Consider the following 24510-nt stretch of genomic DNA (forward strand, 5'->3'; position numbering starts at 1 on the left):
ACGCTTCCCAGCTCCGCTCGCGACCTGCTCACCGCAACATGCACAGCGGAGTCACCCGCTCGGAGGACGTCCCAATCGAGCTTTGCGCGAACCGAGCCGCCCCCGAACAACTCGTGGAACTCCTCGATGTCGATCGCGCCCTCCGCTCACAGAGTGGTCAGCCAGTTCTTCAGCAGCTGCGCCCCGGCGTCACCGGACTTCTCCGGGTGGAACTGGGTCGCCCACAGCGGCCCGTTCTCGACGGCCGCGACGAACTCGTCGCCCGCGTGGTCGGCCCACGTCACGAGCGGCGCCTTGAGGTGCTCCGCCGGCTCCAGTTCCCAGCGGCGCACGCCGTAGGAGTGCACGAAGTAGAACCGCGTGTCCTTGTCGAGGCCCTCGAACAGCTGCGAACCCTCTGGCGTGCGAACCGTGTTCCAGCCCATGTGCGGCACGATCGGCGCTTCGAGGCGCTCGACGGTGCCGGGCCACTCACCGCAGCCCTCGGTCAGCACGCCGTGCTCGATGCCGCGGTCGAACAGGATCTGCATGCCCACGCAGATGCCGAGCACCGGACGGCCGCCGGCGAGGCGCTCGCCGATGATCCGGGCGCCGCGCACCGAGTTGAGGCCCTCCATGCACGCCGCGTACGCGCCGACGCCGGGCACGACGAGGCCGTCCGCCGCGCGTGCCGCCTTCGCGTCCGACGTCACCTCGACCTCGGCGCCGACGCGCTGAAGCGCGCGCTCGGCCGAGCGCAGGTTGCCGGAGCCATAGTCAAGTACGACGACGCGTGCCACGCCCACCAGGTTAGTCGGTGGGGACCGCGCCCTGCGTGACCGGTATGACGGGCAGCACCGTGTTGATCGGCTTCCTGCTCACGAGCCGGCGCCGGAGCACGACCAGCAACGTCGACATGACCACGAGGAGCAGTGCGCCGACGAGGTAGTAGACCATCGCCGGGATGCCGAGCAGCACCGTCACCAGCGCGGTCATCACCATCAACGGAAGGATCGCCGCGAGCGGCCACAGCTGCGCGCGCGGCGGTTCGAGGGTCTGCAGCACGAAGTCCGCACGACCCTGCTCGGCCAGTTCGGCCACCCGTGCGACCTCCCCCAGTCCGGCGGCGCGGAAGAAGTCCGGGATGGCCGCGTGGCCGTTCTCGAAGTCGCGGATGCGTTCGAGCGGCGCCTTGCGGCCGGCCGCCGGGTGCAGCGCGGTGAGCTTGTCGATCGCGTCGTGCTGCCACTTCTCCTTCTCGCGCAGGTCGACCATGCCCGCGGTCATGCGGTCGAACGCCCGCCCGAACGCTCCCGACTGCTTGGCCTGCTCCGACAACCGCAGTACCGCCTCGCGCGATCCCCACATCGACGCGCGGCCGAGCGCCGTGGTGAACAGGTAGAGCAGCGCGGCGTCGTCGTTCCAGACGGCGAGCGCCGCGCCGTTCCCGATCTTGCGCACCCTGTTCGTCATGTACGCGGCCTCGTTCAGCCTGGTCGCCGGAGGAGGCAGCAGCACCGTGCCCGACTGCACCGGGACGAGCGCCGCGGGGCCCACGTTGCCGCTGTGCATGGCCTTCTGCAGCTCGGCGGCGTTCAACGAGGTCCAGATCAGCATTCTCACGCACAACATCATTCCTGGTGCGCCTCGCGCGCATGTGCAGACGTGCCGAACACGGTGGTGCGACCGGGAATTCGGCCGGTCGTCACCACCGCGTCCCCCACTCAGACGGTGCGCGAAGGCGCTCCGGTCCAGTCATCCCCCATGACTGCGAACATGTTCCTTCACCCCCTGAAGAAACTCCGCACAGCGCTCCCCAGCCCGACCACGTCGAGATCGTGCGCGGCGTCATGATCTTCGGCCGTGCCGTAGTTGCGGAGCTCCGCGTGCCTTTTGACTCCTATAGAACGCACACGGTGCGGAATATGTTGCAGGGTCTCGGAAACAAGATGAGAAGACGTTCCTTCGAGGTACGGCTCCACCACCATCACGTCCACGTGGTCGGTGTCCCGCACCGCCTTGCGCAGTCCGTCCGAGTCGAACGGTCGGACCGTGGCCGCGTAGAGCACGGTGACGTCGGCGTTCTCGGACTCGACGGCCTTGAGCACGCGGTCGAGCATCGGCCCGACGGCGAGCACCACGCCGCGCTTGCCGTGACGCAGCGTCGTGAACCCTTCGCCCACCGGATGCGCCTGGGTGTTCTCGTGCAGCGAAAGCCTCATGTAGACCCGGTCGTCGTCCTTCAACGCCCGCTGGAGCAACGGCGTGACCTCGTCCGCGTGTCCGGGCACGTGCACGGTCCAGCCGGGCAGCGTGTCGAACAACGCGACGTCACCGGGCGACTGGTGCGTGCGGCCCCACACCGGGTCGTCATAGGACGCTCCGATGCTGACGAACACCGCGCCCACGTCCTGGTGTCCGATGTCGAGCTTGATCTGCTCGTACGGCCGCTCGACCAGGAACGGCGCGTAGCTGTGCACGACCGGCCGCAGTCCGGCGAGCGCGAGGCCGCTCGCCACCCCGACCATGGTCTGCTCGCGGATCCCGACGTCCACGACGCGTTCGTTCTCCCGCGGGAACTCGTTGCTGGAGATCACCGCGGTCACCACGGCGATCCGCGGGTCGGTGGCGATCCCGTTGTTGACCGTGCTGACGAAGGCCTGGCGCATGGTGGTCATCAGTAGCTCTTCTCGACTGTGGCGACCACCGCGTACGGGCGGTCGTGCGGGGCGGTGAGCGCGGCGAAGACGGCCTCGTGGTCGCGGCCGTCGACCTCGGCGGTCTGCCAGCCCTCGACGGCGAAGCGCCGGGCGATGCCACCGGGCCAGCCGTACATCGCGGACTGGTTGTCGATCACGATCGTGGTGAGGTTCGCGACCTTCAGCCTTGACGCCACCGCGATCGCCTCGTGGTTGCTGCCCTCGTCCAGTTCGCCGTCCCCGACCAGCACGAACGTCCGCCCGCGGCTTCCCGCGACGCGTTGCCCGATGGCGGTGCCCACCGCGATCGGCAGGCCGTGGCCGAGCGATCCGCTGCTGATCTCCACGCCCTTCACGAGCACCCGGTCGGGGTGCTGGCCGAGCGGGCTGTCCCACGACGTCCAGTCGTCCAAAGTGGACTCCTCGATGAACCCCTTCTCCGCCAGCACGGCGTAGTAGGCCATCGGGCCGTGTCCCTTGGAGAGCAGGAACCTGTCGCGGTCAGGGTCGTCGACGGTCTCGGGCGTGACGTTGAGGACCTTGTCGTAGAGGACCCAGAGCACGTCGATCGTGGAAGCCGCCGCCCACTCGTGCTTCTCGTCCCCGGTCATCCTCGCGAAGAGCCCTGGTATCCGTTGCATGCCACCAACTGTTCAACCTCGACCATGCTGGAGGTCAAGCGGTTACCATGATCGGTGTGAGCAAGCTGCCGGAAATGCTGACCATCGGCCAGGTCGCCGAACGCAGCGGCGTCCCCCACACCGCCCTGCGCTTCTACGAGGACAGGGGTCTGATCACCTCGGTGCGCACCGCGGGCAACCAGCGCCGCTACCTGCGCTCGGTGCTGCGCCGGCTGGCGTTCATCCGCACCGCCCAACGCGTCGGCCTGACCCTGGAGGACGTGCGCGACGCCCTCGCGCAGCTCCCCGACAACCGCACGCCGACGAAGTCCGACTGGGAACGCCTCTCCCGCGCGTGGAAGACGGAGCTCGACGCCCGCATCGACGCCCTCTACCGGCTGCGCGACCGCCTCACCGGCTGCATCGGGTGCGGCTGCCTGTCGTTGCGCAGCTGTGCCCTGCAGAACATCGACGACGAGCAGGCCTCATACGGGCCGGGCGCCCCCAAGCTCAAGCCCGCCCTCGAAGGCGGCACCGTCTAGGAACTCCCGCACCGCGCACAGGTAGCCCTCGGGGTCGTCGACGTGCAGCATGTGGCCGGCCTCTTCCAGCACCACGGCGCGTGCCCGCGGGATCAGCCCGAGCGTCGGTTCGACGAGACCGACCGGGAACGTCCTGTCGTGGCGGCCGTGCAGCAGGAGCACCGGGATGTCGAGCGCGGCGAGGTGCTGAGCCGCCTCGGGGAGTCGCGGCGTGACGAGCGTCCCCGCCTGGAGCTGCCGCAACCACTCGGTGCCGAACCGGACGTCCTCCAGCCGCCGCAGGTAACCGGGCATCGCCTCGGTGCGGAAGACGTTGGCGGGCGCCGCCGCGATCGCCTCGGCCCGCACGTCGTCCGGGGTCAGGCCGTCCTTCTGCCAGGGATCACGCGCGTTCGCGCTGACGTCCGGAGGTATCGGCAGCACGCTGCTGCCCGACACGATCAGGCTGCGCACACGGGACGGATGGGTGATCGCGAACCGTTGCGCGACCATGCCGCCGTAGGAGTGCCCGAGCACGTCGGCACGCTCGACGTCGAACGCGTCGAGCACGCGCACGAGGTCGTCCATCACGCCGTCCGGGTGGTACTCGGCCACCCGGCCCGACCGGCCGCAGCCGCGCAGGTCCGGCAGCAGGAGCTGACAGTCCAGCTCGGCGAGCGGGTCGCGGAGGTAGCTGTGGTCCCAGTCGGGGCCGCCGTGGATGACGAGCAATGCCCTGTCCTGCGGCCACTCCTGCCACGCAACGAAGATCTCGGGCTCTCCTGGAACCAGCCGCTCGCGCCACACCCGGCCCATGAAACCGCAAAACCGGTGGACGCGTTGTGGTTTCCTGAGGAGCAAATGGAAGACGAAAGAATGATCCGCCTCTCGAAGCGGATGTCCAAAGCGCTCCGGCACCAGCCCGAGCGCGTCGGCCTCACCCTCGACCCCGCCGGCTGGGTGCCCGTGGCCGACCTGCTGGCCGCGCTCGGCGTCTCAGAGGCGGACCTGCGCGAGGTCGTCGACCGCAACGACAAGAAGCGCTTCACGATCGACGGCGACCGCATCCGCGCGAACCAGGGCCACAGCGTCGAGGTGGACCTCGGCCTGCCGACGGCGACCCCGCCGGACCAGCTGTTCCACGGCACGGTCGCGCAGTACCTCGACGACATCATGCGGGACGGCCTGCGGCCCATGGCACGCCACGACGTGCACCTCTCCCCCGACCGCGAGACCGCGCGCAGGGTCGGGTCCCGGCGGGGACGGCCGTTGATCCTGACCGTCGACGCCCAGCAGATGCACGCGGACGGGCACGAGTTCCGGCTGAGCGCCAACGGCGTGTGGCTCGCCCAGCACGTTCCCGCGCGCTACCTGGACCAGGCGTGAAGCCGAACGGCACGACGTGCTCGGCGTGGACATGTTCTTCGGCAGCAACACTCCCGAGAGCGTCAGAGCAGCCAGAGAACAGCGCCGCCGACCGCCACGAGGAGCAGCACCAGCAGGGTGATCGCCAGGACCTTGGCGGTCTTCCACGTGGTGTAGACGCCACCGGCCAGGAAGCCCGCGAGGGCCAGCAGGCCGATGACGACGACTTCCTTCGGCATCAGAGCACGCCCTTGGTCGACGGGATGCCGCCGACGCGGGGGTCGGGCTCGGTGGCCACGCGCAGGGCACGCGCGATGGCCTTGTACTCGGCCTCGGCGATGTGGTGCGGGTCGCGGCCGTACTCAACGCGCACGTGCAGTGCGATCTGCGCGTGGAAGGCGAGCGACTCGAACACGTGCCGGTTCAGCACGAACGGGTAGTTGCCGCCGATCACGAAGCTGTTGAACTGCTCCGGCTCGCCCTTGTGCACGGTGTACGGGCGGCCCGAGACGTCGACCGCGGCGTGCGCGAGCGTCTCGTCCATGGGGATCCAGCAGTCGCCGAAGCGGCGGATGCCCTTCTTGTCCCCCAGCGCTTCCCGCAGCGCCTGCCCCAGCACGATCGCGATGTCCTCGACCGAGTGGTGGGCGTCGATGTGCGTGTCACCGGTCGCGCGCACGATCAGGTCGAAACTGCCGTGCACGCCGAACGCGGTGAGCATGTGGTCGTAGAACGGCACACCCGTGTTGATGTCGACCTGACCGGTGCCGTCCAGGTCGATCTCCACGTAGACCGACGACTCCCTGGTGATGCGCTCCACCTTGCCGACCCGACTCACCGGCTGACCTCCTTGCTGGCCGCGAGGAAAGCGTCGTTCTCCTCGGGCGTTCCGATGGTCACCCGCAGGTGACCCGCGATTCCGACGTCCCTGATGAGCACGCCGTGGTCCAAATAGGACTTCCAGGTCTCCCGCGCGCTCTCGAACCAGCCGAACAGCACGAAGTTCGCGTCCGACGGCACGACCTGGAAACCCAGCTCCGTCAGCGCCGCGGACACCCTGTCGCGTTCGGCGGCCAGCTTCGCCACCGAGCCCAGGGTCTCCGAGGCGTGCCTCAGCGAGGCGCGCGCGGCGGCCTGCGTCAACGCCGACAGGTGGTAAGGCAGGCGCACCAGCTGCAGGGCGTCGACCACGGCCGGAGCGGCCGCCAGGTAGCCGAGGCGGCCGCCGGCGAACGCGAAGGCCTTCGACATCGTGCGCGAGACGATCAGCCGCGAGCCGAACTCGTCCAGCAGCTTGATCGCGCTCTCCTGCGGCGAGAACTCCGTGTACGCCTCGTCCACCACGATCATGCCGGTGCAGGCGGAGATCAGCAGCCGCAGGTCCTCAAGCGGGATCGACTGGCCCGTCGGGTTGTTCGGCGACGTCACGAAGACGACGTCAGGACGCGTCTCGGCGATGATCGCGGCGGCCTTCTCCACGTCCAGCGAGAAGTCGGCGCGGCGCGGGGTCGGCGACCACTCGGTGCGGGTGCCCGCCGCGATGATCGGGTGCATCGAGTACGACGGCTCGAAGCCCAGCGCCACCCGGCCCGGCCCGCCGAACGCCTGCAGGACCTGCTGCAGGATCTCGTTCGAGCCGTTGGCGGCCCAGACGTTCTCGGACGTCAGCGTGACCGAGGTGGCCTCGGTGAGGTACGCCGCCAGGTCGTCGCGCAACGCCACCGCGTCGCGGTCCGGGTAGCGGTGCAGGTCGCCGGCGATCTCGGCGATCGCGGCGACGACGTCGGCCGCCAGCGCGTCCGTCGGCTCGTACGGGTTCTCGTTGGTGTTCAGGCGGTACGGGACGTCGAGCTGCGGGGCACCGTAGGGCGTGCGGCCGCGCAAGTCCTCGCGCAGGGGGAGGTCGGACAGCTCCACCCTCGCGCCGACAACAGGCTTCATCGGGAGAACCTCGCTGTGACGGCCTGCCCGTGCGCGGGCAGGTCCTCCGCGTTGGCCAGCGCGACGACCTTGTCCGCGACCTCGCGCAGGGCTTCCTCTGAGTAGTCGATCACGTGGATGCCGCGCAGGAACGTCTGCACGGACAGCCCGGACGAGTGCCGCGCGCAGCCACCGGTCGGCAGCACGTGGTTCGAGCCGGCGCAGTAGTCGCCGAGCGACACCGGCGAGTGCGCGCCGACGAAGATCGCGCCGGCGGACCGGATCCGCGCCGCCACCTCGCGCGCGTCGCGCGTCTGGATCTCCAGGTGCTCCGCGGCGTAGGCGTCGACCACGCGGACACCTTCGTCCACAGAGGACACCAGCACCGTGCCGGACTGCTTGCCGCGCAACGCCGTGCGGATCCGCTCGACGTGCTTGGTCGCGCCGATCTGGCGCTCCAGCTCGGCGTCGACGGCGTCCGCCAGCTCGACCGAGTCGGTGACCAGGACCGAGGCGGCCAGCGGGTCGTGCTCCGCCTGGGAGATCAGGTCGGCGGCCACGTGCACCGCGTCGGCAGACGAGTCGGCCAGGATCGCGATCTCGGTGGGACCGGCCTCGGAGTCGATGCCGATCAGGCCGCGCAGCAGCCGCTTGGCCGCCGTCACGTAGATGTTGCCGGGGCCGGTGACGATGTCGACGGGAGCCAGTTCGGTGCCGTCGGTGTCCACGCCGCCGTGCGCCAGCAGCGCCACGGCCTGCGCGCCGCCCACGGCCCACACCTCGTCGACGCCGAGCAGCGCGGCGGCGGCCAGGATCGTCGGGTGCGGCAGGCCACCGAACTCGGCCTGCGGCGGCGAGGCGACGACCAGCGACTCGACGCCGGCGATCTGGGCGGGCACCACGTTCATGACGACCGTCGACGGGTAGACCGCGAGACCGCCCGGCGCGTAGAGACCGACGCGCGCGACCGGCACCCACTTCTCGGTGACGGTGCCGCCGGGCACCACCTGGGTCGTCGTGTCGACGCGCTTCTGGTCGGCGTGCACGCGCCGGGTGCGCGTGATGACCTCTTCCAGGGCCTCGCGCACGGCCGGGTCCAACGAGGACAAAGCGGACGAGATCTCCGAAGCGGGCACACGAACGGAAGCCGGACGAACCTGGTCGAACTTCTCCGTGTAGTCCAGAGCAGCCTCGACACCGCGCTCCGCGATCGCGTCCACGACAGGGCGTACATGATGCAGAACCGCGTCCACGTCCACCTCTGCGCGCGGCACAACGGCGCGCAACTGAGCGGGAGTCGTGGAACGACCTCGCAGGTCGATGCGGTTCAGCATGTCCGACAGCCTAGTTCCTGCAGAAATCTGTCAACGGTCAGCCCGCTATCGGCGCTACTCAGCCTGTGACGCCCCGGCCACGCTCGGTCGAGCACCACTCCGTCGCAAACCCCTGCTGATGATGGAGGAACCATGATCACCAAGCGCCGCGGCAAGATCGCCGCAGTGCTCGCCATATGCCTGCCCGTGCTGGTCGCGGGCATGGCGACACCCAGCACGGCCGACTCCGGCCGCTACCTGCTGGAGATCACCGCCAACACCTCCGCCGAACGCACCCAGATCGCGCAGAGCGGCGTGGACGTGCTCGGCGCGACGAAGCTCACCACGGTCTCGGTCGTCGCGGACAAGTCGCAGTACCGGGCCCTGCAGGCCACCGGACTGCCGATCAAGTACGTCGGCGACTTCGAGCAGGAGCTCAAGAGCCTCGGCAAGGTCGACTTCTCCGACCCGAAGCCGGGCCAGATCGGCACGCAGGACTTCCCGTCCGGCTACGCGGGCTACCACAACTTCGCGGAGATGACCGCGGAGCTGCAGCAGACCGTGCGCGACCACCCGACGCTCGCGAGCCTGCGCAGCATCGGCAAGAGCGCGCAGAACCGCGACATCTGGGCCCTCAAGGTGAGCGACAACGTCGCGACCGACGAGGCCGAGCCCGAGGTGATCTTCACGTGCAACCAGCACGCCCGTGAGCACATCACCGTCGAGCAGTGCCTGCAGATCATCAAGCGCTACACCGACAACTACTCCACGCCGGCCATCAAGAACCTGGTGGACAGCCGCGAGGTCTGGTTCGTCCCGATGGTCAACCCGGACGGCGTCGAGTACGACATCGCCACGGGCTCGTTCCGCGGCTGGCGCAAGAACCGCCAGGGCAACGGCACCGACCTCAACCGCAACTGGGGCTACAAGTGGGGCTGCTGCGGCGGTTCCAGCGGCAGCACGACGTCGGACACCTACCGCGGCCCGTCGGCGTTCTCCGCGCCGGAGACCACGGCCGTCAAGAACTTCGTCGACTCCCGCGTGGTCGGTGGCGTCCAGCAGATCAAGACGAACATCGACTTCCACTCGTTCTCGGAGCTCGTGCTGTGGCCCTTCGGCTACACCACCGCGAACACCGCGCCCGGCCTGGACGCGACCGAGGAACGGGCGTTCCGCACGCTCGGCCAGCAGATGGCCGCCACCAACGGCTACACGCCGGAGCAGGCGAGCGACCTGTACATCACCGACGGCAGCATCGACGACTGGATGTGGGGCCAGCACAAGATCTGGTCCTACACCTTCGAGATGTACCCGAGCAGCGGCGGGCTCAACGGCTTCTACCCGCGTGACACGGTCATCGCGGCGCAGACGAGCCGCAACGACCGCGCCGTCGACATGTTCGTCGGCTACTCGGACTGCGTGAAGCGCGTCATCAACGTGTCCTGCTGATGATCTCCAGCGCCTGATCGACCTCGTCGTGGGTGACGAAGTAGTGCGGGGAGGCCCGCACTACTTCGTCCAGGCCGCGCCGGGTCATGTCGAACATCGTCGAGCCGCGCTGCGACACCGTGACGGCGACGTCCTGCTGCCACAGCCGGTCCTTCAGCTCCATCGCGGGCACCCGGTCGCTCGTGAACGTGACGATGCCGGACCGGCGTTCGCCCAGGTCCCGCACGGTGATGCCGGGCAGGGCCGCGAGCCCTTCGCGCAAGCGCCTGGCGCGGTCCCCTACCTCGGCCTCGATCACGTCCAGGCCCTTGGCCAGCGCGTACCTGGCGGCGGCGATCAGGCCCAGCCTGTCCGCGACGCTGTACTCCCACAGCTCGAACACCCGCGCGTCGCCGCGCGGCTCGTAGCGGTCGGGAGCGACCCACTCGGCGGCGCTGTGGTCCATCAGCCGCGGCCGCAGCCTCTTCCTGACCTCGTCGCGCACCACGAGCGCGCCCGTGCCGCGCGGTCCGCGCAGCCACTTCCGGCCGGTGCAGACGAGCATGTCGTAGTCGAGCGCGCGCAGGTCGATCTGGCCCGTCGACTGACAGGCGTCGAGCAGCACCAGCGCGCCCACCTCGTGCGCGGCCGCGGTGATCTCGTCGACGGGGTTGACCAGGCCGCCGTTGGTCGGCACGTGCACGAGCGAGATCAGCTTGACCCGCTCGTCCAGGTCCAGGGCTCCGACGTCGACCTGCCCGTGCCGGTCGGACGGCATCACCTCGACCGTCGCGCCGGTCTCCTCGGCGCGGCGCAGCATCGGCACCGCGTTGCCGCCGTACTCGACCTCGGTGACGAGGATCCGGTCGCCCTTCGCGAGCGGCACGGCGTCGAAGGCCGTGAGCCACGACCGGGTCGCACTGTCGGTGAACGCCACCTCGGACGGCTCGCAGCCGAAGAGCTCGGCCAGCACGACGTAGCCCGCCTCGACGTCGTCACGGCGTTCCGCGGCGGCGCGGTAGCCGCCGATCTCGGTCTCCCTGCGGAGGTGCCCGACGACTTCGTCGACCACCTCGGCGGGCGGGAGAGAGGAACCGGCGCTGTCCAGGAAGATCAGGTCACCCACGTCCCGCACTCTGCCACGAAATAGGCTCACGGCCATGGTGGAGATCCCCTACGGCAAGCGCATGAAGCCGCGGTACGTGCGGTTCCTGATCATCACGGCGGTCGGGATCGCGTTGGTCGCGTTCGGCCTGGACATCCCGTGGCTGCTCATCACGCTGATCGTCCTGGGCGTGCTGAACACGGTCGTGTGCGTGGGCGCTCTCTACGTGCTGACGAAGCAGCCGCACACCGTCTCCGACGACGAGCTGCGCCTGCGCCAGCTGGGGTTCTTCGACTGGCGCATCCCGACCGCGGACCTCGGTCCCGCTCAGGTCGCGGAGCGCAGCCACAAGGGCCAGCGCAGCGTCGAGGTGATCGGCGACGCGCTCGTCATCCAGTCGCTGACCAGGACGAACGTGTCGGTGCCGTTCCACGAGCCGCAGCTCGTCGACCTCGGCAAGACGGGCGCCCGGCAGGTCGAGCGCGTCGAGTTCTGGGCGGACGACCCGGACCGCGCCGTCCGCGAGATCAACGCCCGTACTACTTAGGCTCCCACTTCTCCAGGTTCCACCACGGGCCCCACGCGAGAGCGCCGTAGGAGTTCGGGTCGACCACGGGCAGATAGCCGTTCCACGAGTCACGCACCACGTACGCGTGCTCGGGGAAGACCAGCACCGCCATCGACGGCGCGGCGACGAACGCCTGCTGGAAGAGCTTGTACGCCACGGCACGCTGCGCCGGGTCGATGAGCTTGCGGCCGTTCTCGAGCGCGGCGTCGGCGGCGGGGCTGCCCTGGCCGCGCAGGTCGTAGAGCATCAGGTCGGGGTCGAACGGCGAGCCCTCGCCGTACAGCAGGGCGTCCTGTGCCATCCGCGGCCGGATCGCCTCCCACGACAGGCCGGCGAGCTGCACGTCCACGCCCACGGCCTTGGCGTCGGCCGCGAACGCCGTCGCGAGGTCGGCGCGCAGGTCGTCGCCCAGCGGGTACATCAGCGTGAAGCGGGCGGCGACGCCCTCGCGGACGCGGATGCCGTCCGCGCCGGGCACCCAGCCGCCCACGTCGAGCAGCCGCGCCGCCTCCGCCTTGTCGAAGCGGAACTTCGCGGTCGTGTCGAACTCCTCGGCCAGCGCGTCCGGCACCGGGGTGTAGGCGGTGGTTCCCTTGCCGTCGAGCAGGCTGTCGATCATGGCCTGGCGGTTCGCGGCGAAGTTGAGCGCGAGGCGGACGGAGGCGTTGCCGGTGACCGGGTTGGCCGCGGGCAGCCGCACGGCGCGGTAGTCGGCGCTGCGGTGGTACTGCACGTTGAGGCCCGACTTGCCGGCGAACGACGAGGCGATCTTGGGCGGCAGCACCGTGCCGTCGAACTCGCCGTCCTGCATGCGGCGGGCGCGCTGGTTGTCGTCGGTGACGAAGACGACCGTCACCTTCTTGACCTTGGGCGCGCCGCCGAAGTAGCTGTCGTTGGACTCCAGCAGCAGCCGGTCGCCCTTCTTCCACTCGGTGACCTTGTACGGGCCCGTGCCGACGGGCTGACCGTCCTGCTTCGCCTGCTCGCTGGGCAGGATGCCGAGCACGAGCAGGTGCGGGAACGCGGAGTGCACCTGCGTGAGGCTGAACCGGACCGTCGACGGGTCGAGCTGTTCGACGCCCTTGAGCGTGCTGAACCGCTCCTTCACCGACGTCTGCAGCGCCGCGGTGTAGGTGGCGACGACGTCCTCGGCGCCGAACGTGCTGCCGTCGGTGAACTTCACGTCGCCGCGCAGCTTGACCGTCCAGCTCAGCCCGTCCGCCGCCGGCTGCGGCAGGTCGGCCGCGAGCTGCGGGGTCAGCGACCCGTCCTGGCGGTGCTCGACGAGGCCGTCGTAGATCTTCGACACACCCTGCGCGCCGTAGCCGAGCAGCGGGTTCAGCGTCGTCGGCTCGTCGCGGTCGGCCAGCACGATCGACGTGCCGTTCGACCCACCGTCCGGGCGAGGCGTGGCGGTCTCGGTGCAGCCCGCGACGGCCAGCAACACGACTAGGAGCAGTGGGGAACGCACGAGTCGGACCCTACAGTGAGGCTCATGCGCATCGCCGTGAGTCAGATCAGCTCGACCACCGATCCCAGGTCCAACCTGGAGCTCGTGCGGGACGCGGTGCGCAGGGCCGAGGGGGCGCGGGTCGTCGTGCTGCCCGAGGCGACGATGTGCCGTTTCGGCGTGCCTCTCGGGCCCGTCGCGGAGCCTCTCGACGGTCCGTGGGCCTCGGCGGTGCACGAGATCGCCGTGCAGCACGACGTGGTGGTCGTGGCCGGGATGTTCACGCCTTCCGGTGACCGGGTGACGAACACGCTGCTGGTGACCGGACCCGACCTGCACGTCGGGTACGACAAGATCCACCTGTTCGACGCGTTCGGGTTCCAGGAGTCGCGCACGGTCGCGCCGGGGTCCGAGGTGGTGACGTTCGAGGTCGACGGCGTCACGCTGGGCGTCGCCACCTGCTACGACATCCGCTTCCCCGAACTGTTCCGCGCGCTGGCCGACAAGGGGGCGTCGGCCGTGCTCGTCGGGGCCTCGTGGGGCGCGGGGACGGGCAAGAAGGAGCAGTGGGAGCTGCTGGTGCGGGCACGGGCGTTGGACTGCACGTCGTTCGTGGTGGCGTGCGGGCAGGCGTTTCCCGGTGATCTCGGGGTCGTGGCGCCCACCGGGATCGGGTACTCGACCGTCGCCGACCCGTTCGGCAACGTCGTGGTGCAGCTGTCGGAACAGGTGTCCGACACGATCGTCGACCTGGACTTCGACGCCGTGACGAAGGCCCGCGAGTCGTTGCCGGTGCTCGCGAACCGGCGCTTGACCTCCAGTTAGGTCGAGCCCACAGGATCGGGGCATGACACTTCCCGAGCTGCCCGCGTTCGTCCACAACCGCAACGAGATCGACGGTCACCGGGTCTACCGCGTCAGCGGCGGACGGTCTGACCGCGCCGTGGGATGCGTTGTGCTGGTGACGATCGAAACCGACGACGAGGCCACCGCACGGGCGTGGGTCGATTCCGTGTTCGTGGCACTCGCGAGTGAGCCGAAGCCGCATCCCGGCGGGATTTCCGCGGCGTTCCACATCCGCGCGGACGGCAGGCAGGTCATCAACTACGCGGAGTGGGCCAGCGCCGAGGACCACGTCGAGGCGTTGAGCGACGGCAACGGGGTCGGGTCGAAGAGCGCCGACTGGCGCCGGGTGCAGAACTTCCCCGGCGCCCGCGGCGTGGGTGTGGAGCGGTACCGGCCGCCGTTAGCGCAGGTCCATGCCGAGGTCGAGTGACGGACTGGAGTGCGTGAGGCCGCCCACCGCGAGGTAGTCCACGCCCGTTTCGGCGTACGCGCGGGCCACGTCCAGCGTGAGCCCGCCGGACGCCTCCAGCTGCACGCCGTCCGGCCTGCGCTCGACCGCCCGCGCGCACTGCTCGGGCGTGAAGTTGTCCAGCAGCACCAGTTCCGCGCCCTCGGCGAGCGCCTCGTCGAGCTGCTCCAGGCTGTCGACCTCGACCTCCATCAGCAGTTCGGGGGCGTGCGCGCGGGCCGCGCGGATCGCGGCCCCCACCGAACCGGCCGCGGCGACGTGGTTGTCCTTGATGAGGATCGCGTCGCCGAGGCCCATGCGGTGGTTCACGCCGCCGCCGGCGCGGACCGCGTACTTCTGCAGCAGACGCAGGCCAGGCAACGTCTTGCGCGAGTCGCGGACGGCGGCGCCGGTGCCCTCGATCGCGGTGACCCAGCGAGCGGTCTGCGTGGCGATGCCCGAGAGGTGGCAGATCAGGTTCAGCGCCGTGCGTTCGACGGTGAGCAGGCCGCGGGTCGGGCCGGTGAGCACCAGGGCGGGCTCGCCGGGGACGGCCTTGGAACCGTCCTCGGCCTCGGAGACCACCTCGACCTGCGGCAGGTAGCGCTGGAAAGCCGTGCGTGCCACGGAAACCCCGCACAGCACACCCGCCGCGCGCGGGGTGATCTCGGCGGTGGCGACGGCCTTCTCGGGCACGGTCGCCAGCGTCGTGGCGTCGAGGCCGTAGCGGAGGTCCTCCTCCAGCGCGAGCTGGATGACCCTGTTCGCGTCGTCCCAGTCGATGGTCATGCGACACCCTCCGCCAGAACAGGATCGGCCAGCACGGGCTGGCCGGTCGGGGTGAGCCGGACGAGCTGGCTGCGCCGCCACGCGTCGGAGCGCTCGGTGAAGTCCGTGCGCACGTGGCAGCCGCGTGACTCGGTGCGTTGCTGGGCCGCGGCGATCAGGGCGCGGGCGGCCGTGGTCAGCGCCGCGTCCTCGACCAGTTCGCGCGACTCCAGCTGCTTGTCCACAGTGGACACGTCGAGCACGGAGCCGACCACGGCCAGGCCCTCGGCGTCGCGGCCGATGGCGGCGTAGCGGGACATCACGCGCTGGAGCAGGTCGCGGTCCGCGACCGGGGCGGTCGGGAGGACCGGGTCCACGGCGCGCGCGGGTGCGATCAGGCCGATCGCGAGGTCCGCGGCCACGGTCTCGGCGGCACGGGTGCCGCAGACCAGGCCTTCGAGAAGGCTGTTGGAGGCCAGGCGGTTTGCGCCGTGCAGGCCCGTGCGGGCCACCTCGCCGACCGCGTACAGACCGGTCACGCCGGTGCGGCCGTCGACGGTGGACACCACGCCACCACAGGCGAAGTGCGCCGCCGGGGCGACCGGGATCGGGTCCACGGCCGGGTCGACGCCCACCGAGACGCACGCCGAGTACACCGTCGGGAAGCGCGTCGCCATGTCGTGCAACGCCGTCGCGTCCAGGAAGACGTGGTCGTCGACACCGCCGGGCTCGGTCGCCATGTGCCGGGTGATCGCGGCCGCCACGACGTCGCGCGGGGCCAGGTCCTCCAGCGGGTGCACGCCCTTCATCACACGGGCGCCCGTCGCGTCGACCAGCACGGCACCCTCACCGCGCACGGCCTCCGTGACGAGCGGGCAACGGCCTCGCGCGCCGCGGCCGGTGTAGAGGACGGTCGGGTGGAACTGGATGAACTCGACGTCCGCGGCAAGAGCGCCGGCCCTGAGCGCGAGCGCGAGACCGTCACCCGTTGCCACAGAAGGGTTCGAGGTGGCCTGGTACATCTGGCCGAGGCCACCGGTCGCGAGCAGCACGGCGGGTGCGGTCAGCACACCGGGCACGCCGTTGCCGTCCAGCACGAGAAGTCCGGCCACGGCACCGAGCGGCGTCTTCACCGCGTCGACCGCGACGTGGTTCTCCAGCAGGGGAACCCGTCCGTCCACAGTGGCCTTCAGCAACGCGCGCTCGACCTCGGCACCGGTCGCGTCACCGCCGGAGTGCACCACGCGGAACGCGCTGTGGCCGCCCTCGCGAGTGCGTTCGAGCAGGCCGTCCGGCTTCGCGTCGAACACGGCACCGCGTTCGCGCAGCTTCGCGACGGCCGCAGGACCGTCGGTGATGATCGCCGCGACGGCCGCGTCCTCGCAGAGGCCCGCGCCCGCCGTCAGCGTGTCCTCGATGTGCCTCGCGACCGAGTCGCCGGGGTCGTGCTGGTCCTCCATGACGACGGCGACGCCACCCTGAGCCCAGCGCGTGTTGCCGTCGTCGCCCGCGGCCTTCGTGACGACCAGGACGCGAAGTCCCAGCTCACGAGCCCGCAGCGCGGCGGTGAGACCCGCCACGCCCGTGCCGACCACGATCAGGTCGGCTCGCGCCTCCCAGCGCGCGGCCATCACTCACCGCCGCCGGGCTGGCCGATCTCGATCATGCGCTGCACGGCGCCCTGGGCGCGCTGGGCGGTCTCCAGGTCGACGTGCACCTCGTCCAGGCCGTCGCGCACGCACCGCAGCAGCGCGGCCGGCGTGATCATCTTCATGTAGGTGCAGGACGCGCGGTCGTTGACGGCGCGGAAGTCGATCTCCGGGGCGGCCTTGCGCAGCTGGTGCAGCATGCCGACCTCGGTCGCGACGAGCACCTTCTTCGCGTTGGTGCTGCGGGCCGCGCTGATCATGTCGCCGGTCGAGAGGATCTTGACCTTCTCCGCCGGGACGATGCCCTCGCCGCTCAGGTAGAGCGCGCTCGTCGCGCAGCCGCACTCCGGGTGGATGAACAGGTCCGCGTCCGGGTTCGCGGCGGCGCGCTCAGCCAGTTCGGGACCGTTGATGCCGGCGTGGACGTGGCACTCGCCCGCCCAGATGTGCAGGTTCTCGCGGCCGGTCTCGCGCTTGACGTGCGCGCCCAGGAACTGGTCCGGGCAGAACAGCACCTCGCGGTCGGCGGGGATCGACGCGACGACGTCGACGGCGTTCGAGGACGTGCAGCAGATGTCCGTCTCGGCCTTCACCTCGGCCGTGGTGTTCACGTAGGACACGACGACGGCGCCGGGGTGCTGCGCCTTCCACTCGCGCAGCTGCGCGCCGGTGATCGAGTCGGCGAGCGAGCAGCCCGCGCGCTCGTCCGGGATCAGCACGGTCTTCTGCGGGGCGAGGATCTTCGCGGTCTCGGCCATGAAGTGCACGCCGCAGAAGATGATGGTCTGCGCGTCGGACTGCGCGGCGATCCGGCTGAGCGCCAGGGAGTCGCCGGTGTGGTGGGCGATGTCCTGGATCTCGGGCAGCTGGTAGTTGTGCGCCAGGATGACGGCGTCCCGCTCCTTCGCGAGGCGCAACACCTCGTCCCGCCACGCCGCGTTCGGCTCGACTCCGCCGTACACGCCTGACGCGGTTCGCTCCACGGTTGCGGTAGCGACCATCACTGCCTCCTCGATCCGGGGTTTTCGCCTAGTGGTCGAAAACGTGGCCGATAGTATCAGCCGGGTGGCAGGTGTGGGGCACGAAGTTCTGGCAGCCGTGCTGCGGGTGAGAGGTGCGTCACTCCAGGTCATGCTGTGGGAGCGCGCACGGGAACCACATGCTCACCGCTGGTCGCTGCCCGGTGGCGAGCTGCGGGTGGACGAGGACGTCGAGTCCTCCATCCGCCGTCAGCTGGCGGAGAAAGTGGACGTGCGACAACTGTCACACGTCGAACAGCTGGCCGTCTTCAGCGCCCCGGACCGCGTTCCCGGCCCGCGCGTCGTCGCGACGGCGTTCCTGGGCCTGGTGCCCTCGGACGTCGACCCCGAGGTCCCGTCCGACACCGAGTGGCACTGCGTCGAGAAGCTGCCCGCGATGGCGTTCGACCACGCGTCTATCGTCGTGCGCGCACGGCACCGGCTCGGCTCGAAGCTGTCGTACACGAACGTCGGCTTCGCCTTGGCGCCCCCCGAGTTCACGATCTCGCTGCTGCGCGACCACTACTCCGCGGCACTGGGTTACCGGGTGTCCGCGACGAACCTGCAACGCGTGCTGTCGCGCCGGTTGTTGCTGGAACCCACAGGTGGCACCGCTCCCCCAGGCCCGTCAGGAGGCCGTCCGGCGGCCCTGTTCCGGTTCAGCGCCAAGGGAATCAAGGTGACCGATCCGTTCGCCGTGCTGAGACCGCCGGGATCCGGCCGTCCAGCAGGCGGAGGTGGCAGCACGTAACGTTGCACGCGTGGCAGAGACGCTTCCGTTGTTCCCCCTGGGCACCGTGCTGTTGCCGGGGGCGTCTTTGCCGTTGCACATCTTCGAACCGCGCTACCGCCAGCTCGTCGTCGACCTGATGACCGGCTCGCTGTTCGGGCGCACGTTCGGCATCGTGTGCATCAAGGAGGGCTGGGAGGTGGGCGCCGACAACGTCCAGTCCCTGCAGGACATCGGCTGCTCGGCCGACCTCCTCGACGCCCGCCCGCTGCCCGAGGGCCGCTTCGACATCGTGACGCGCGGCGTGCGCCGGTTCCGGCTGCTCGACGTCGACACCACCACGGCGCCGTACCTGCTCGGGACCGTCGAGTACCTGGAGGACGCTCCGGTGCCCGAGGCGGCGCTGGAGGTGGTGCCGTTGCTGGAACGCGGGGCTCGTGCGGCGCACGAGCGGTACTGCGGGGCGGCCTGGCACCAGGAGGACTGGTCGTCGCCCGCTTCGGACGTGGAGTTGGGGGCGTTGTCGTACCTGCTGGCGGCCGACTGCCTGCTGCCCGTGGAGGATCGGCAGCGGTTGCTGGAGGAGAGGTCGCCGGCTCGGCGGTTGCGGTTGGTCCGGCGGATGTTGCACCGGGAGACCGGGATTTTGAGCGCTTTGAAGGCTGTGCCGGTGCCTTTGACGGAGTTCGGGCACGTGCCCAGCCAGAACTAGGGGTGGGCTGGGGTCTGCGGTCTGAGGGCGCGGCGCTCGGGCGTGGTGGCTGGGGAGTGCGGTTGACGGGCCGCGGCTGGGGAACGCGGCGCTCGTGGGTCGCGGCTGGGGAGCGCGGCGCTCGTGGGTCGCGGCTGGGGAGCGCGACGCTCGGGGTAACGGCTAGGGCGCGCGGCTGAGGGGTCGCGGCGGGGGCGGCCGGAGAGCGGCATTCGGGGTCGCGGCTGGGGAGCGCGACCGAGCGGCGGCTGGGCGGCCGGGATGCGGTGCGGTCGGGGGCGGGCTGCGGCCAGGATCGGTGGCGGAGTCGGGGTTGAGGCACGGCCGGGGTCAGGGGCCGCGGCCAGGTTGAGGCGGGGCCAAAAGCGGTTCCGGTGCGACGGGCGTAGGCGACGGCCGGGATTGATACGCGGCCGGAGCAGTCTGGCGGCCGACGGGTGGCCACGGCCAGGGCGCAGCGGTCGGCCAGTGGGCTGCTACGCGGCGGCCGGCCATCGAGCAGGTATGCGGCGGGCAGCCATCGAGCAGCTACGCCGCGGGCGGCCATCGAGCAGGTATGCGGCAGGCAGCCATCGAGCACGTGTGCGGCAGTCAGCGACTGCCGCCTGCCGGGCTGCCCGAGGGCGGCCATCAAGCCCAACTCCACCACGCCGATCGTCGGATCGTTGAAATGTAGCCTTGTGGGATTGTTGAACAATCCTTACTCTGAGGTCCACATCACACTCGACCACTCCTCCACCACGCTGCGAGGTGTCCCATGAGCACGTCCACGACCGAGGACACAGGCCGTTTCGCCTGGTTCCGCAGTCTCGGCCAGAAGGGCAGGCGCGCGTTCGTCGGCGCCTTCGGCGGTTACGGGCTGGACTCCTACGACTACTGGGTCCTGCCCCTGAGCCTGGTCGCGATCACCGGCTACTTCGGCCTCACCAAGGCGGAAGCCGGTCTGCTGGGCACCAGCACGCTGCTGATGAGCGCCATCGGCGGCGCGGTGGCGGGCGTCATGGCCGACCGGTTCGGCCGATCGAAAACACTCATCATCACCGTGGCGGCGTACGCGTTCTTCACGGTGCTGTGCGGGTTCGCGACCAACTACGAGACGTTGCTGGTCTTCCGCGCGCTGCAGGGCCTGGGCTTCGGCGGTGAGTGGGCGGCCGGGGCGATCCTCGTGGCCGAGTACTGCAAGCCGAAGTACCGCGGGCGCACGGTGGCGTTCATCCAGAGCGCCTGGGCCGTGGGCTGGGGGCTCGCGGTCGTCGTCAACACGCTGGTGGCGAGCCTGGCCGACCCGGCGATCAGCTGGCGGATCATGTTCTGGACGGGCGCGCTGCCCGCGATCCTCATCTTCTACGTGCGCCGCAACGTCGACGACGCGCCGGAGGCCAAGGCCCAGCTCAAGGAGAAGGGCACGTTCCCGAAGATCTTCCAGGGCCCGATCCTCAAGACCACGCTGTTCGCCGCGCTGCTCGCGACCGGTGTGCAGGGCGGGTACTACACGCTCGCGACGTGGCTGCCGGCGTTCCTGCAGACCGGGCGCGGCCTCACGATCATCGGCACGGGCGGGTACCTCGCGTTCCTCATCACGGGCGCGTGGATCGGGTACGTGTGCGGCGGCTATCTCACGGACTACCTGGGGCGCAAGAAGACCTTCACGGTGTTCGCCATCGCCAGCGCGTTGCTGATCGTGGCGTACACGCAGATCCCCAACGGCGCCAACACGTTGGTCATGTTCCTCGGCTTCCCGCTCGGGTTCTGCATGTCCGCCATCTTCAGCGGGTTCGGCAGCTACCTGTCCGAGCTCTACCCGACCCAACTCCGCGGCACGGGTCAGGGCTTCACGTACAACTTCGGGCGCGCGTTCGGGGCGGTGTTCCCCGGTCTGGTCGGGTTCATGGCCGACCGGCTCGGCATCGGCGGTGCGATGCTGTTCGGGGCGGCCGCGTACGGAATCGCCGTGATCGCGCTGATCTGGCTGCCGGAGACCGTCAACAAGGAGCTGGAATGACGACCGCGGGACAGGCGCCGGGACAGGCGCAGGCCAACCTGATCGCCATCCCCAAGGACTGGGCCTACGACTTCCTGCTCTTCACCCACCGCAACCCGAAGCCGTGCCCGGTGCTCGACGTGCTGGACGCCGGCGAGACGGTCAGCGCGCTCAAGCAGGACGCCGACGTGCGGACCCACGCGCCGCGCTACCGGATCTGGGAGAACGGCGAGCTCGTGGCGGAACCGGCGAACGCCACCGAGTTCTGGCGCGACGACCTGGTGACGTTCCTGGTCGGCTGCAGCTTCACGTTCGAGACGGCGCTCACCAACGCCGGGGTGCCGCTGCGGCACGTCGACCAGGGCAAGAACGTCTCGATGTTCGTCACGGACGTCCAGTGCAGGCCCGCGGGGAGGCTGCACGGCCCGATGGTCGTGTCGATGCGCTGGATCCCGGAGTCCCTTGTGGACATCGCGTACAAGGTCACGTCGCTGATGCCGGCGGTGCACGGCGCTCCGGTCGGGGCGGGAGATCCGCACCTGCTCGGGATCGACGACGTGCACACGCCCGACTTCGGTGACGCGGTCGAGCCGGAACCCGGTGACGTGCCTGTGTTCTGGGCGTGCGGGGTGACGCCGCAGGCGGTGCTGATGAAGTCGAAGCCGCCGTTCGCGATCACGCACGCGCCAGGTCAGATGTTCGTGACCGACATGCCGGACTTCGCCTATCGGGTCGGATAGGCCGCTGGAGGACGGCGCCTCGAGCACTCAGCCGAGGCGTCGCCCCAGGTCGTCCAGGCCGTTCCACGCCGCGCAGCAGCCGTACGCCAGCGCGGCGCCCAGCGGCCACGCCAGGATTCCCCACCACGTCTCCAGAGCGGGCGCGATGAGCAACGTGTCGTTCGGCTTGATCGACGACGGCATCGGGTAGGCGCTCGCGGCGAGCTTGCCGCCCATCCACTGCGCCATCCACCCCGCCGCGAACGAGCCGGCGGTCATGCCCAGCATCACCACGGGGCCGCGCCGCTGCCGCAGCAGCCACGTCGCGATACCGGTGATCACGCCCGCGCCGATGCCGATCAGCACGAACACCATCAGCGCGTCGAGCCGGTGGTAGCTCTCCACCCCGATCGGGTAGAAGTTGCTGTCCTGCGGCGACACGATCTTGAGCTGCGCCGGGGCCAGCCACGACCACAGGTACGCGGCGGGCAGCCCGAACGCGAACGTCGTCAGCGCCACCACGAGGCCCGGCAGCAGATCCCGCTTCACCACCACCTTCGGCCGTGGCCGGAGGTAGTAGTGGTAGACGTACGGCGGCTCCGGCACGGGTTCGATGCGCACCGGCGCTGCGTTCTCGTCCATTCGCGAGAGGTTACTACCGAGCCGAGGCGGTCTCTCCGTGGCGGCTGCAGCGCGCCGTCCAGCCGTCCGGGGTCACCTGGACGACCATGCGGCGCGCGCATTCCGCGCAGTACCGCGGCGGGTCGATCAGGGTCAGGCGCTGACGGCAGAACGCGTGGTCGCCGTCAGCTTCCTCTTTGCCGCAGAAGGAGCAGTACACGAGAGCAATCATCACAGGGTCTGGCTCAGCGCCTTGATGGGCATCGACAGTTCTTCGAGCATGTCGAGGTCCTGCTGCGCCGGACGGCCGAGGTTCGTCAGGTAGTTGCCGACGATGATCGCGTTGATGCCGCCGAGCATGCCCTGCTTCGCGCCCAGGTCGCCGAACGTCAGCTCACGGCCGCCCGCGAACCGCAGGATCGTGCGCGGCAGCGCGAGCCGGAACGCGCCGACCGTGCGCAACGCCTCCGCGCCCTCCACGACCGGGTAGTTCTCGTACGGCGTGCCGGGGTTCGGGATGAGGAAGTTCAGCGGCACCTCGTCGGGCTCCAGCTCCGCGAGCTGCACGGCGAACTCCGCGCGCTGCGCGAGCGTCTCCCCCATGCCGATGATGCCGCCGCAGCAGACCTCCATGCCGGCGTCGCGGATCATCCGCAGCGTGTCCCAGCGCTCCTCCCAGGAGTGCGTGGTCACGACCTCCGGGAAGTGCGAGCGGGCCGTCTCGAGGTTGTGGTTGTAGCGGTGCACGCCCATCGCCACGAGCTCGTCGACCTGCTCCTGTGTGAGCATGCCGAGCGAGCAGGCGATCTGGATGTCGTTGCCGTCGGCGCGGATGGCCTTGATGCCGTCGCGCACCTGCGAGAGCAGGCGCTTGTCCGGGCCGCGCACGGCCGCGACGATGCAGAACTCCGTCGCGCCGGTGTCGCGGGTCTGACGCGCCGCGCGCACCAGGCCGGGGATGTCCAGCCACGCCGAACGCACTGGCGAGGGGAACTGGCCCGACTGCGAGCAGAAGTGGCAGTCCTCGGGGCAGCCGCCGGTCTTGAGCGAGACGATGCCCTCGACCTCGACCTCGGGGCCGCACCAGCGCTCACGGACCTCGTGCGCCAGCGCCAGCAGGTCCGGGATGCGTTCTTCGGGGAGCTCCAGCACCTTCAGCACCTGAGCCTCGGTGAGCCCGACGCCTCGTTCGAGCACCTGCTCACGAGCTTCGTCGAGCACGTCGATCTGTTCCGGTGCTGCGGTCACGGTCTCTCCTCCTCCTGTGGCCTGGCGTGCACTATGCCGCACTGAATCCTTCATCGTGGAGCGACGTAGGTCACTGGACCGCGAACTGAGCGGCGAACGTGTCCGGGTCGAACGCCCCGCCGAACCACGGTGAAAACGATCTCTTGGCGACCGCCAGGAAGTCCACCGAACCGAGCTTCGTCACACCCTGAGGCAGCGCGCCGAGCAACGGGGCGCCCGCCGCCTCGGGCAGATCGGCCAGGTTCGTCAACGACGCCAGGTCGGGGTGCAGCGGCCAGCTGCCGACCACGACACCGATCGACTCCAGCCCGCGCCGCTGCAACGCCTCGGCCGTCAGGGCCGTCGTGTTCAGCGTCCCGAGCCCGGCCTGCGCCACGATCAGGACCGGCGCGTTCACCGCCCACGCGATGTCCGCCAGCGTCGAACCACCCTCGTCGAACCGCACCAGCAGCCCGCCCGCGCCCTCGACCAGCACCAGGTCGTGGGTCTCGTCGAGCGCGGTGACCGCGGCGGCGACGTCCTGGGGGTGCACGGTGGCCATGCCCGCGCGTCTGGCCGCGGTGGCCGGGGCCAGCGGGTCGGGATATCTGGCCAACTCACGGGTCGTCACGTCGCCCGCCAGCCGCGCCACCTCCGCCACGTCACCCGGCTCGCCGGGCAGCAGGCCGGTCTGCGCGGGCTTGAGCACCGCGACCCGTCTGCCTTCTGCCCTGGCCAGCGCCGCGATGCCCGCGGTGACGGCGGTCTTGCCGACCTCTGTCCCGGTTCCGGTGATCACCAGCACGCTCACAGGCAACCACC

General features: G+C 70.1%; 28 protein-coding genes. 10 read left to right on the forward strand and 18 right to left on the reverse strand.

What is annotated here, in order from left to right; all coding sequences use genetic code 11:
• Positions 1–146: 146 nt before the first annotated feature.
• From hisH to ACFWN2_RS34790, 4 genes are all read right to left on the reverse strand, one after another.
• On the reverse strand, positions 147–779 hold the full coding sequence (gene hisH, locus ACFWN2_RS34775) for an imidazole glycerol phosphate synthase subunit HisH (protein ID WP_382434737.1): 633 nt from the start codon (positions 777–779) through the stop codon (positions 147–149).
• Positions 780–789: 10 nt separating this feature from the next.
• Positions 790–1602, reverse strand: a complete 813-nt coding sequence (locus ACFWN2_RS34780; RefSeq protein ID WP_382434738.1) for a hypothetical protein — start codon at positions 1600–1602, stop codon at positions 790–792.
• Between the two features lie 161 nt (positions 1603–1763).
• On the reverse strand, positions 1764–2657 hold the full coding sequence (locus ACFWN2_RS34785) for a transketolase family protein (protein WP_382434739.1): 894 nt from the start codon (positions 2655–2657) through the stop codon (positions 1764–1766).
• A complete protein-coding gene (locus tag ACFWN2_RS34790) occupies positions 2657–3319 on the reverse strand; it encodes a thiamine pyrophosphate-dependent enzyme (protein WP_382434740.1) in 663 nt (220 codons plus the stop codon). The genes ACFWN2_RS34785 and ACFWN2_RS34790 overlap by 1 nt, the downstream gene beginning before the upstream one ends.
• Before the next feature lie 47 nt (positions 3320–3366).
• Between ACFWN2_RS34790 and soxR the strand changes: the two genes are divergently transcribed.
• Entirely contained in the window at positions 3367–3840 is a 474-nt protein-coding gene (soxR, locus tag ACFWN2_RS34795) for a redox-sensitive transcriptional activator SoxR (protein WP_382434741.1), read from the forward strand.
• On the opposite strand, the gene ACFWN2_RS34800 is transcribed toward soxR, so the two are convergent.
• A complete protein-coding gene (locus ACFWN2_RS34800; RefSeq protein WP_382434742.1) occupies positions 3784–4635 on the reverse strand; it encodes an alpha/beta fold hydrolase in 852 nt (283 codons plus the stop codon). The two genes, soxR and ACFWN2_RS34800, sit on opposite strands and share 57 nt — an antisense overlap.
• A 45-nt stretch (positions 4636–4680) precedes the next feature.
• On the opposite strand from ACFWN2_RS34800, the gene ACFWN2_RS34805 reads away from it, so the two are divergent.
• Positions 4681–5205, forward strand: a complete 525-nt coding sequence (locus tag ACFWN2_RS34805; RefSeq protein WP_382434743.1) for an RNA 2'-phosphotransferase — start codon at positions 4681–4683, stop codon at positions 5203–5205.
• Positions 5206–5267: 62 nt separating this feature from the next.
• Here ACFWN2_RS34805 and ACFWN2_RS34810 read toward each other — a convergent pair whose 3' ends face one another.
• Genes ACFWN2_RS34810 through hisD form a run of 4 tightly spaced genes read right to left on the reverse strand, consistent with a single transcriptional unit; the run spans position 5268 to position 8438 of the window.
• A complete protein-coding gene (locus tag ACFWN2_RS34810; protein ID WP_382434744.1) occupies positions 5268–5423 on the reverse strand; it encodes a hypothetical protein in 156 nt (51 codons plus the stop codon).
• On the reverse strand, positions 5423–6022 hold the full coding sequence (hisB, locus tag ACFWN2_RS34815) for an imidazoleglycerol-phosphate dehydratase HisB (protein WP_382434745.1): 600 nt from the start codon (positions 6020–6022) through the stop codon (positions 5423–5425). The genes ACFWN2_RS34810 and hisB overlap by 1 nt, the downstream gene beginning before the upstream one ends.
• Positions 6019–7125 (reverse strand): histidinol-phosphate transaminase, encoded by a 1107-nt coding sequence (locus tag ACFWN2_RS34820; protein WP_382434746.1) that lies wholly within the window; start codon positions 7123–7125, stop codon positions 6019–6021. Before ACFWN2_RS34820 ends, hisB begins: the two co-directional genes overlap by 4 nt.
• Positions 7122–8438, reverse strand: coding sequence for a histidinol dehydrogenase (gene hisD / locus ACFWN2_RS34825; RefSeq protein ID WP_382434747.1), 1317 nt, complete (start codon positions 8436–8438; stop codon positions 7122–7124). Before hisD ends, ACFWN2_RS34820 begins: the two co-directional genes overlap by 4 nt.
• A 132-nt stretch (positions 8439–8570) precedes the next feature.
• On the opposite strand from hisD, the gene ACFWN2_RS34830 reads away from it, so the two are divergent.
• Complete coding sequence (locus tag ACFWN2_RS34830) at positions 8571–9866, forward strand: M14 family metallopeptidase (RefSeq protein WP_382434749.1); 1296 nt, start codon at positions 8571–8573, stop codon at positions 9864–9866.
• Here the strand turns inward: ACFWN2_RS34830 and ACFWN2_RS34835 are convergent.
• On the reverse strand, positions 9850–10971 hold the full coding sequence (locus ACFWN2_RS34835) for an aminotransferase class V-fold PLP-dependent enzyme (RefSeq protein ID WP_382434751.1): 1122 nt from the start codon (positions 10969–10971) through the stop codon (positions 9850–9852). The two genes, ACFWN2_RS34830 and ACFWN2_RS34835, sit on opposite strands and share 17 nt — an antisense overlap.
• A 34-nt stretch (positions 10972–11005) precedes the next feature.
• Between ACFWN2_RS34835 and ACFWN2_RS34840 the strand changes: the two genes are divergently transcribed.
• On the forward strand, positions 11006–11497 hold the full coding sequence (locus ACFWN2_RS34840; RefSeq protein WP_382434753.1) for a hypothetical protein: 492 nt from the start codon (positions 11006–11008) through the stop codon (positions 11495–11497).
• Here ACFWN2_RS34840 and ACFWN2_RS34845 read toward each other — a convergent pair.
• A complete protein-coding gene (locus ACFWN2_RS34845) occupies positions 11490–12989 on the reverse strand; it encodes an ABC transporter substrate-binding protein (protein WP_382434755.1) in 1500 nt (499 codons plus the stop codon). The two genes, ACFWN2_RS34840 and ACFWN2_RS34845, sit on opposite strands and share 8 nt — an antisense overlap.
• A gap of 24 nt (positions 12990–13013) precedes the next feature.
• On the opposite strand from ACFWN2_RS34845, the gene ACFWN2_RS34850 reads away from it, so the two are divergent.
• Both ACFWN2_RS34850 and ACFWN2_RS34855 read left to right on the forward strand, forming a co-directional pair.
• Positions 13014–13793, forward strand: coding sequence for a carbon-nitrogen hydrolase family protein (locus ACFWN2_RS34850; RefSeq protein ID WP_382434757.1), 780 nt, complete (start codon positions 13014–13016; stop codon positions 13791–13793).
• A gap of 22 nt (positions 13794–13815) precedes the next feature.
• Positions 13816–14244, forward strand: a complete 429-nt coding sequence (locus tag ACFWN2_RS34855; RefSeq protein ID WP_382434759.1) for a hypothetical protein — start codon at positions 13816–13818, stop codon at positions 14242–14244.
• On the opposite strand, the gene nadC is transcribed toward ACFWN2_RS34855, so the two are convergent.
• Genes nadC through nadA form a run of 3 tightly spaced genes read right to left on the reverse strand, consistent with a single transcriptional unit; the run spans position 14215 to position 17680 of the window.
• Positions 14215–15051: a carboxylating nicotinate-nucleotide diphosphorylase gene (gene nadC, locus ACFWN2_RS34860; RefSeq protein WP_382434761.1), complete on the reverse strand. Its 837-nt coding sequence runs from the start codon at positions 15049–15051 to the stop codon at positions 14215–14217. The genes ACFWN2_RS34855 and nadC overlap by 30 nt on opposite strands.
• Positions 15048–16661, reverse strand: coding sequence for an L-aspartate oxidase (locus tag ACFWN2_RS34865; protein WP_382434763.1), 1614 nt, complete (start codon positions 16659–16661; stop codon positions 15048–15050). The genes nadC and ACFWN2_RS34865 overlap by 4 nt, the downstream gene beginning before the upstream one ends.
• Positions 16661–17680 (reverse strand): quinolinate synthase NadA, encoded by a 1020-nt coding sequence (gene nadA / locus ACFWN2_RS34870; protein WP_382434765.1) that lies wholly within the window; start codon positions 17678–17680, stop codon positions 16661–16663. The genes ACFWN2_RS34865 and nadA overlap by 1 nt, the downstream gene beginning before the upstream one ends.
• 73 nt (positions 17681–17753) lie before the next feature.
• On the opposite strand from nadA, the gene ACFWN2_RS34875 reads away from it, so the two are divergent.
• The 4 genes from ACFWN2_RS34875 to ACFWN2_RS34890 all read left to right on the forward strand — a co-directional run bounded on the left by ACFWN2_RS34875 (position 17754) and on the right by ACFWN2_RS34890 (position 21861).
• A complete protein-coding gene (locus tag ACFWN2_RS34875; RefSeq protein WP_382434825.1) occupies positions 17754–18449 on the forward strand; it encodes an NUDIX domain-containing protein in 696 nt (231 codons plus the stop codon).
• A 10-nt stretch (positions 18450–18459) separates the two neighbouring features.
• Complete coding sequence (locus ACFWN2_RS34880; RefSeq protein ID WP_382434767.1) at positions 18460–19140, forward strand: LON peptidase substrate-binding domain-containing protein; 681 nt, start codon at positions 18460–18462, stop codon at positions 19138–19140.
• A gap of 757 nt (positions 19141–19897) precedes the next feature.
• On the forward strand, positions 19898–21142 hold the full coding sequence (locus tag ACFWN2_RS34885; protein ID WP_382434769.1) for an MFS transporter: 1245 nt from the start codon (positions 19898–19900) through the stop codon (positions 21140–21142).
• Positions 21139–21861 (forward strand): putative hydro-lyase, encoded by a 723-nt coding sequence (locus ACFWN2_RS34890; protein WP_382434771.1) that lies wholly within the window; start codon positions 21139–21141, stop codon positions 21859–21861. The genes ACFWN2_RS34885 and ACFWN2_RS34890 overlap by 4 nt, the downstream gene beginning before the upstream one ends.
• Positions 21862–21888: 27 nt before the next feature.
• On the opposite strand, the gene ACFWN2_RS34895 is transcribed toward ACFWN2_RS34890, so the two are convergent.
• The 4 genes from ACFWN2_RS34895 to bioD form a co-directional block, all read right to left on the reverse strand.
• On the reverse strand, positions 21889–22482 hold the full coding sequence (locus ACFWN2_RS34895; protein WP_382434772.1) for a DUF2567 domain-containing protein: 594 nt from the start codon (positions 22480–22482) through the stop codon (positions 21889–21891).
• Between the two features lie 13 nt (positions 22483–22495).
• Positions 22496–22693, reverse strand: coding sequence for a hypothetical protein (locus tag ACFWN2_RS34900; protein WP_382434774.1), 198 nt, complete (start codon positions 22691–22693; stop codon positions 22496–22498).
• Complete coding sequence (gene bioB, locus ACFWN2_RS34905; protein WP_189158691.1) at positions 22693–23709, reverse strand: biotin synthase BioB; 1017 nt, start codon at positions 23707–23709, stop codon at positions 22693–22695. The genes ACFWN2_RS34900 and bioB overlap by 1 nt, the downstream gene beginning before the upstream one ends.
• 70 nt (positions 23710–23779) lie before the next feature.
• Positions 23780–24499: a dethiobiotin synthase gene (gene bioD, locus ACFWN2_RS34910; RefSeq protein WP_382434776.1), complete on the reverse strand. Its 720-nt coding sequence runs from the start codon at positions 24497–24499 to the stop codon at positions 23780–23782.
• Between the last annotated feature and the right edge of the window lie 11 nt (positions 24500–24510).

The organism is Lentzea sp. NPDC058436, from assembly GCF_042721515.1.
Taxonomy (GTDB): Bacteria; Actinomycetota; Actinomycetes; order Mycobacteriales; family Pseudonocardiaceae; genus Lentzea.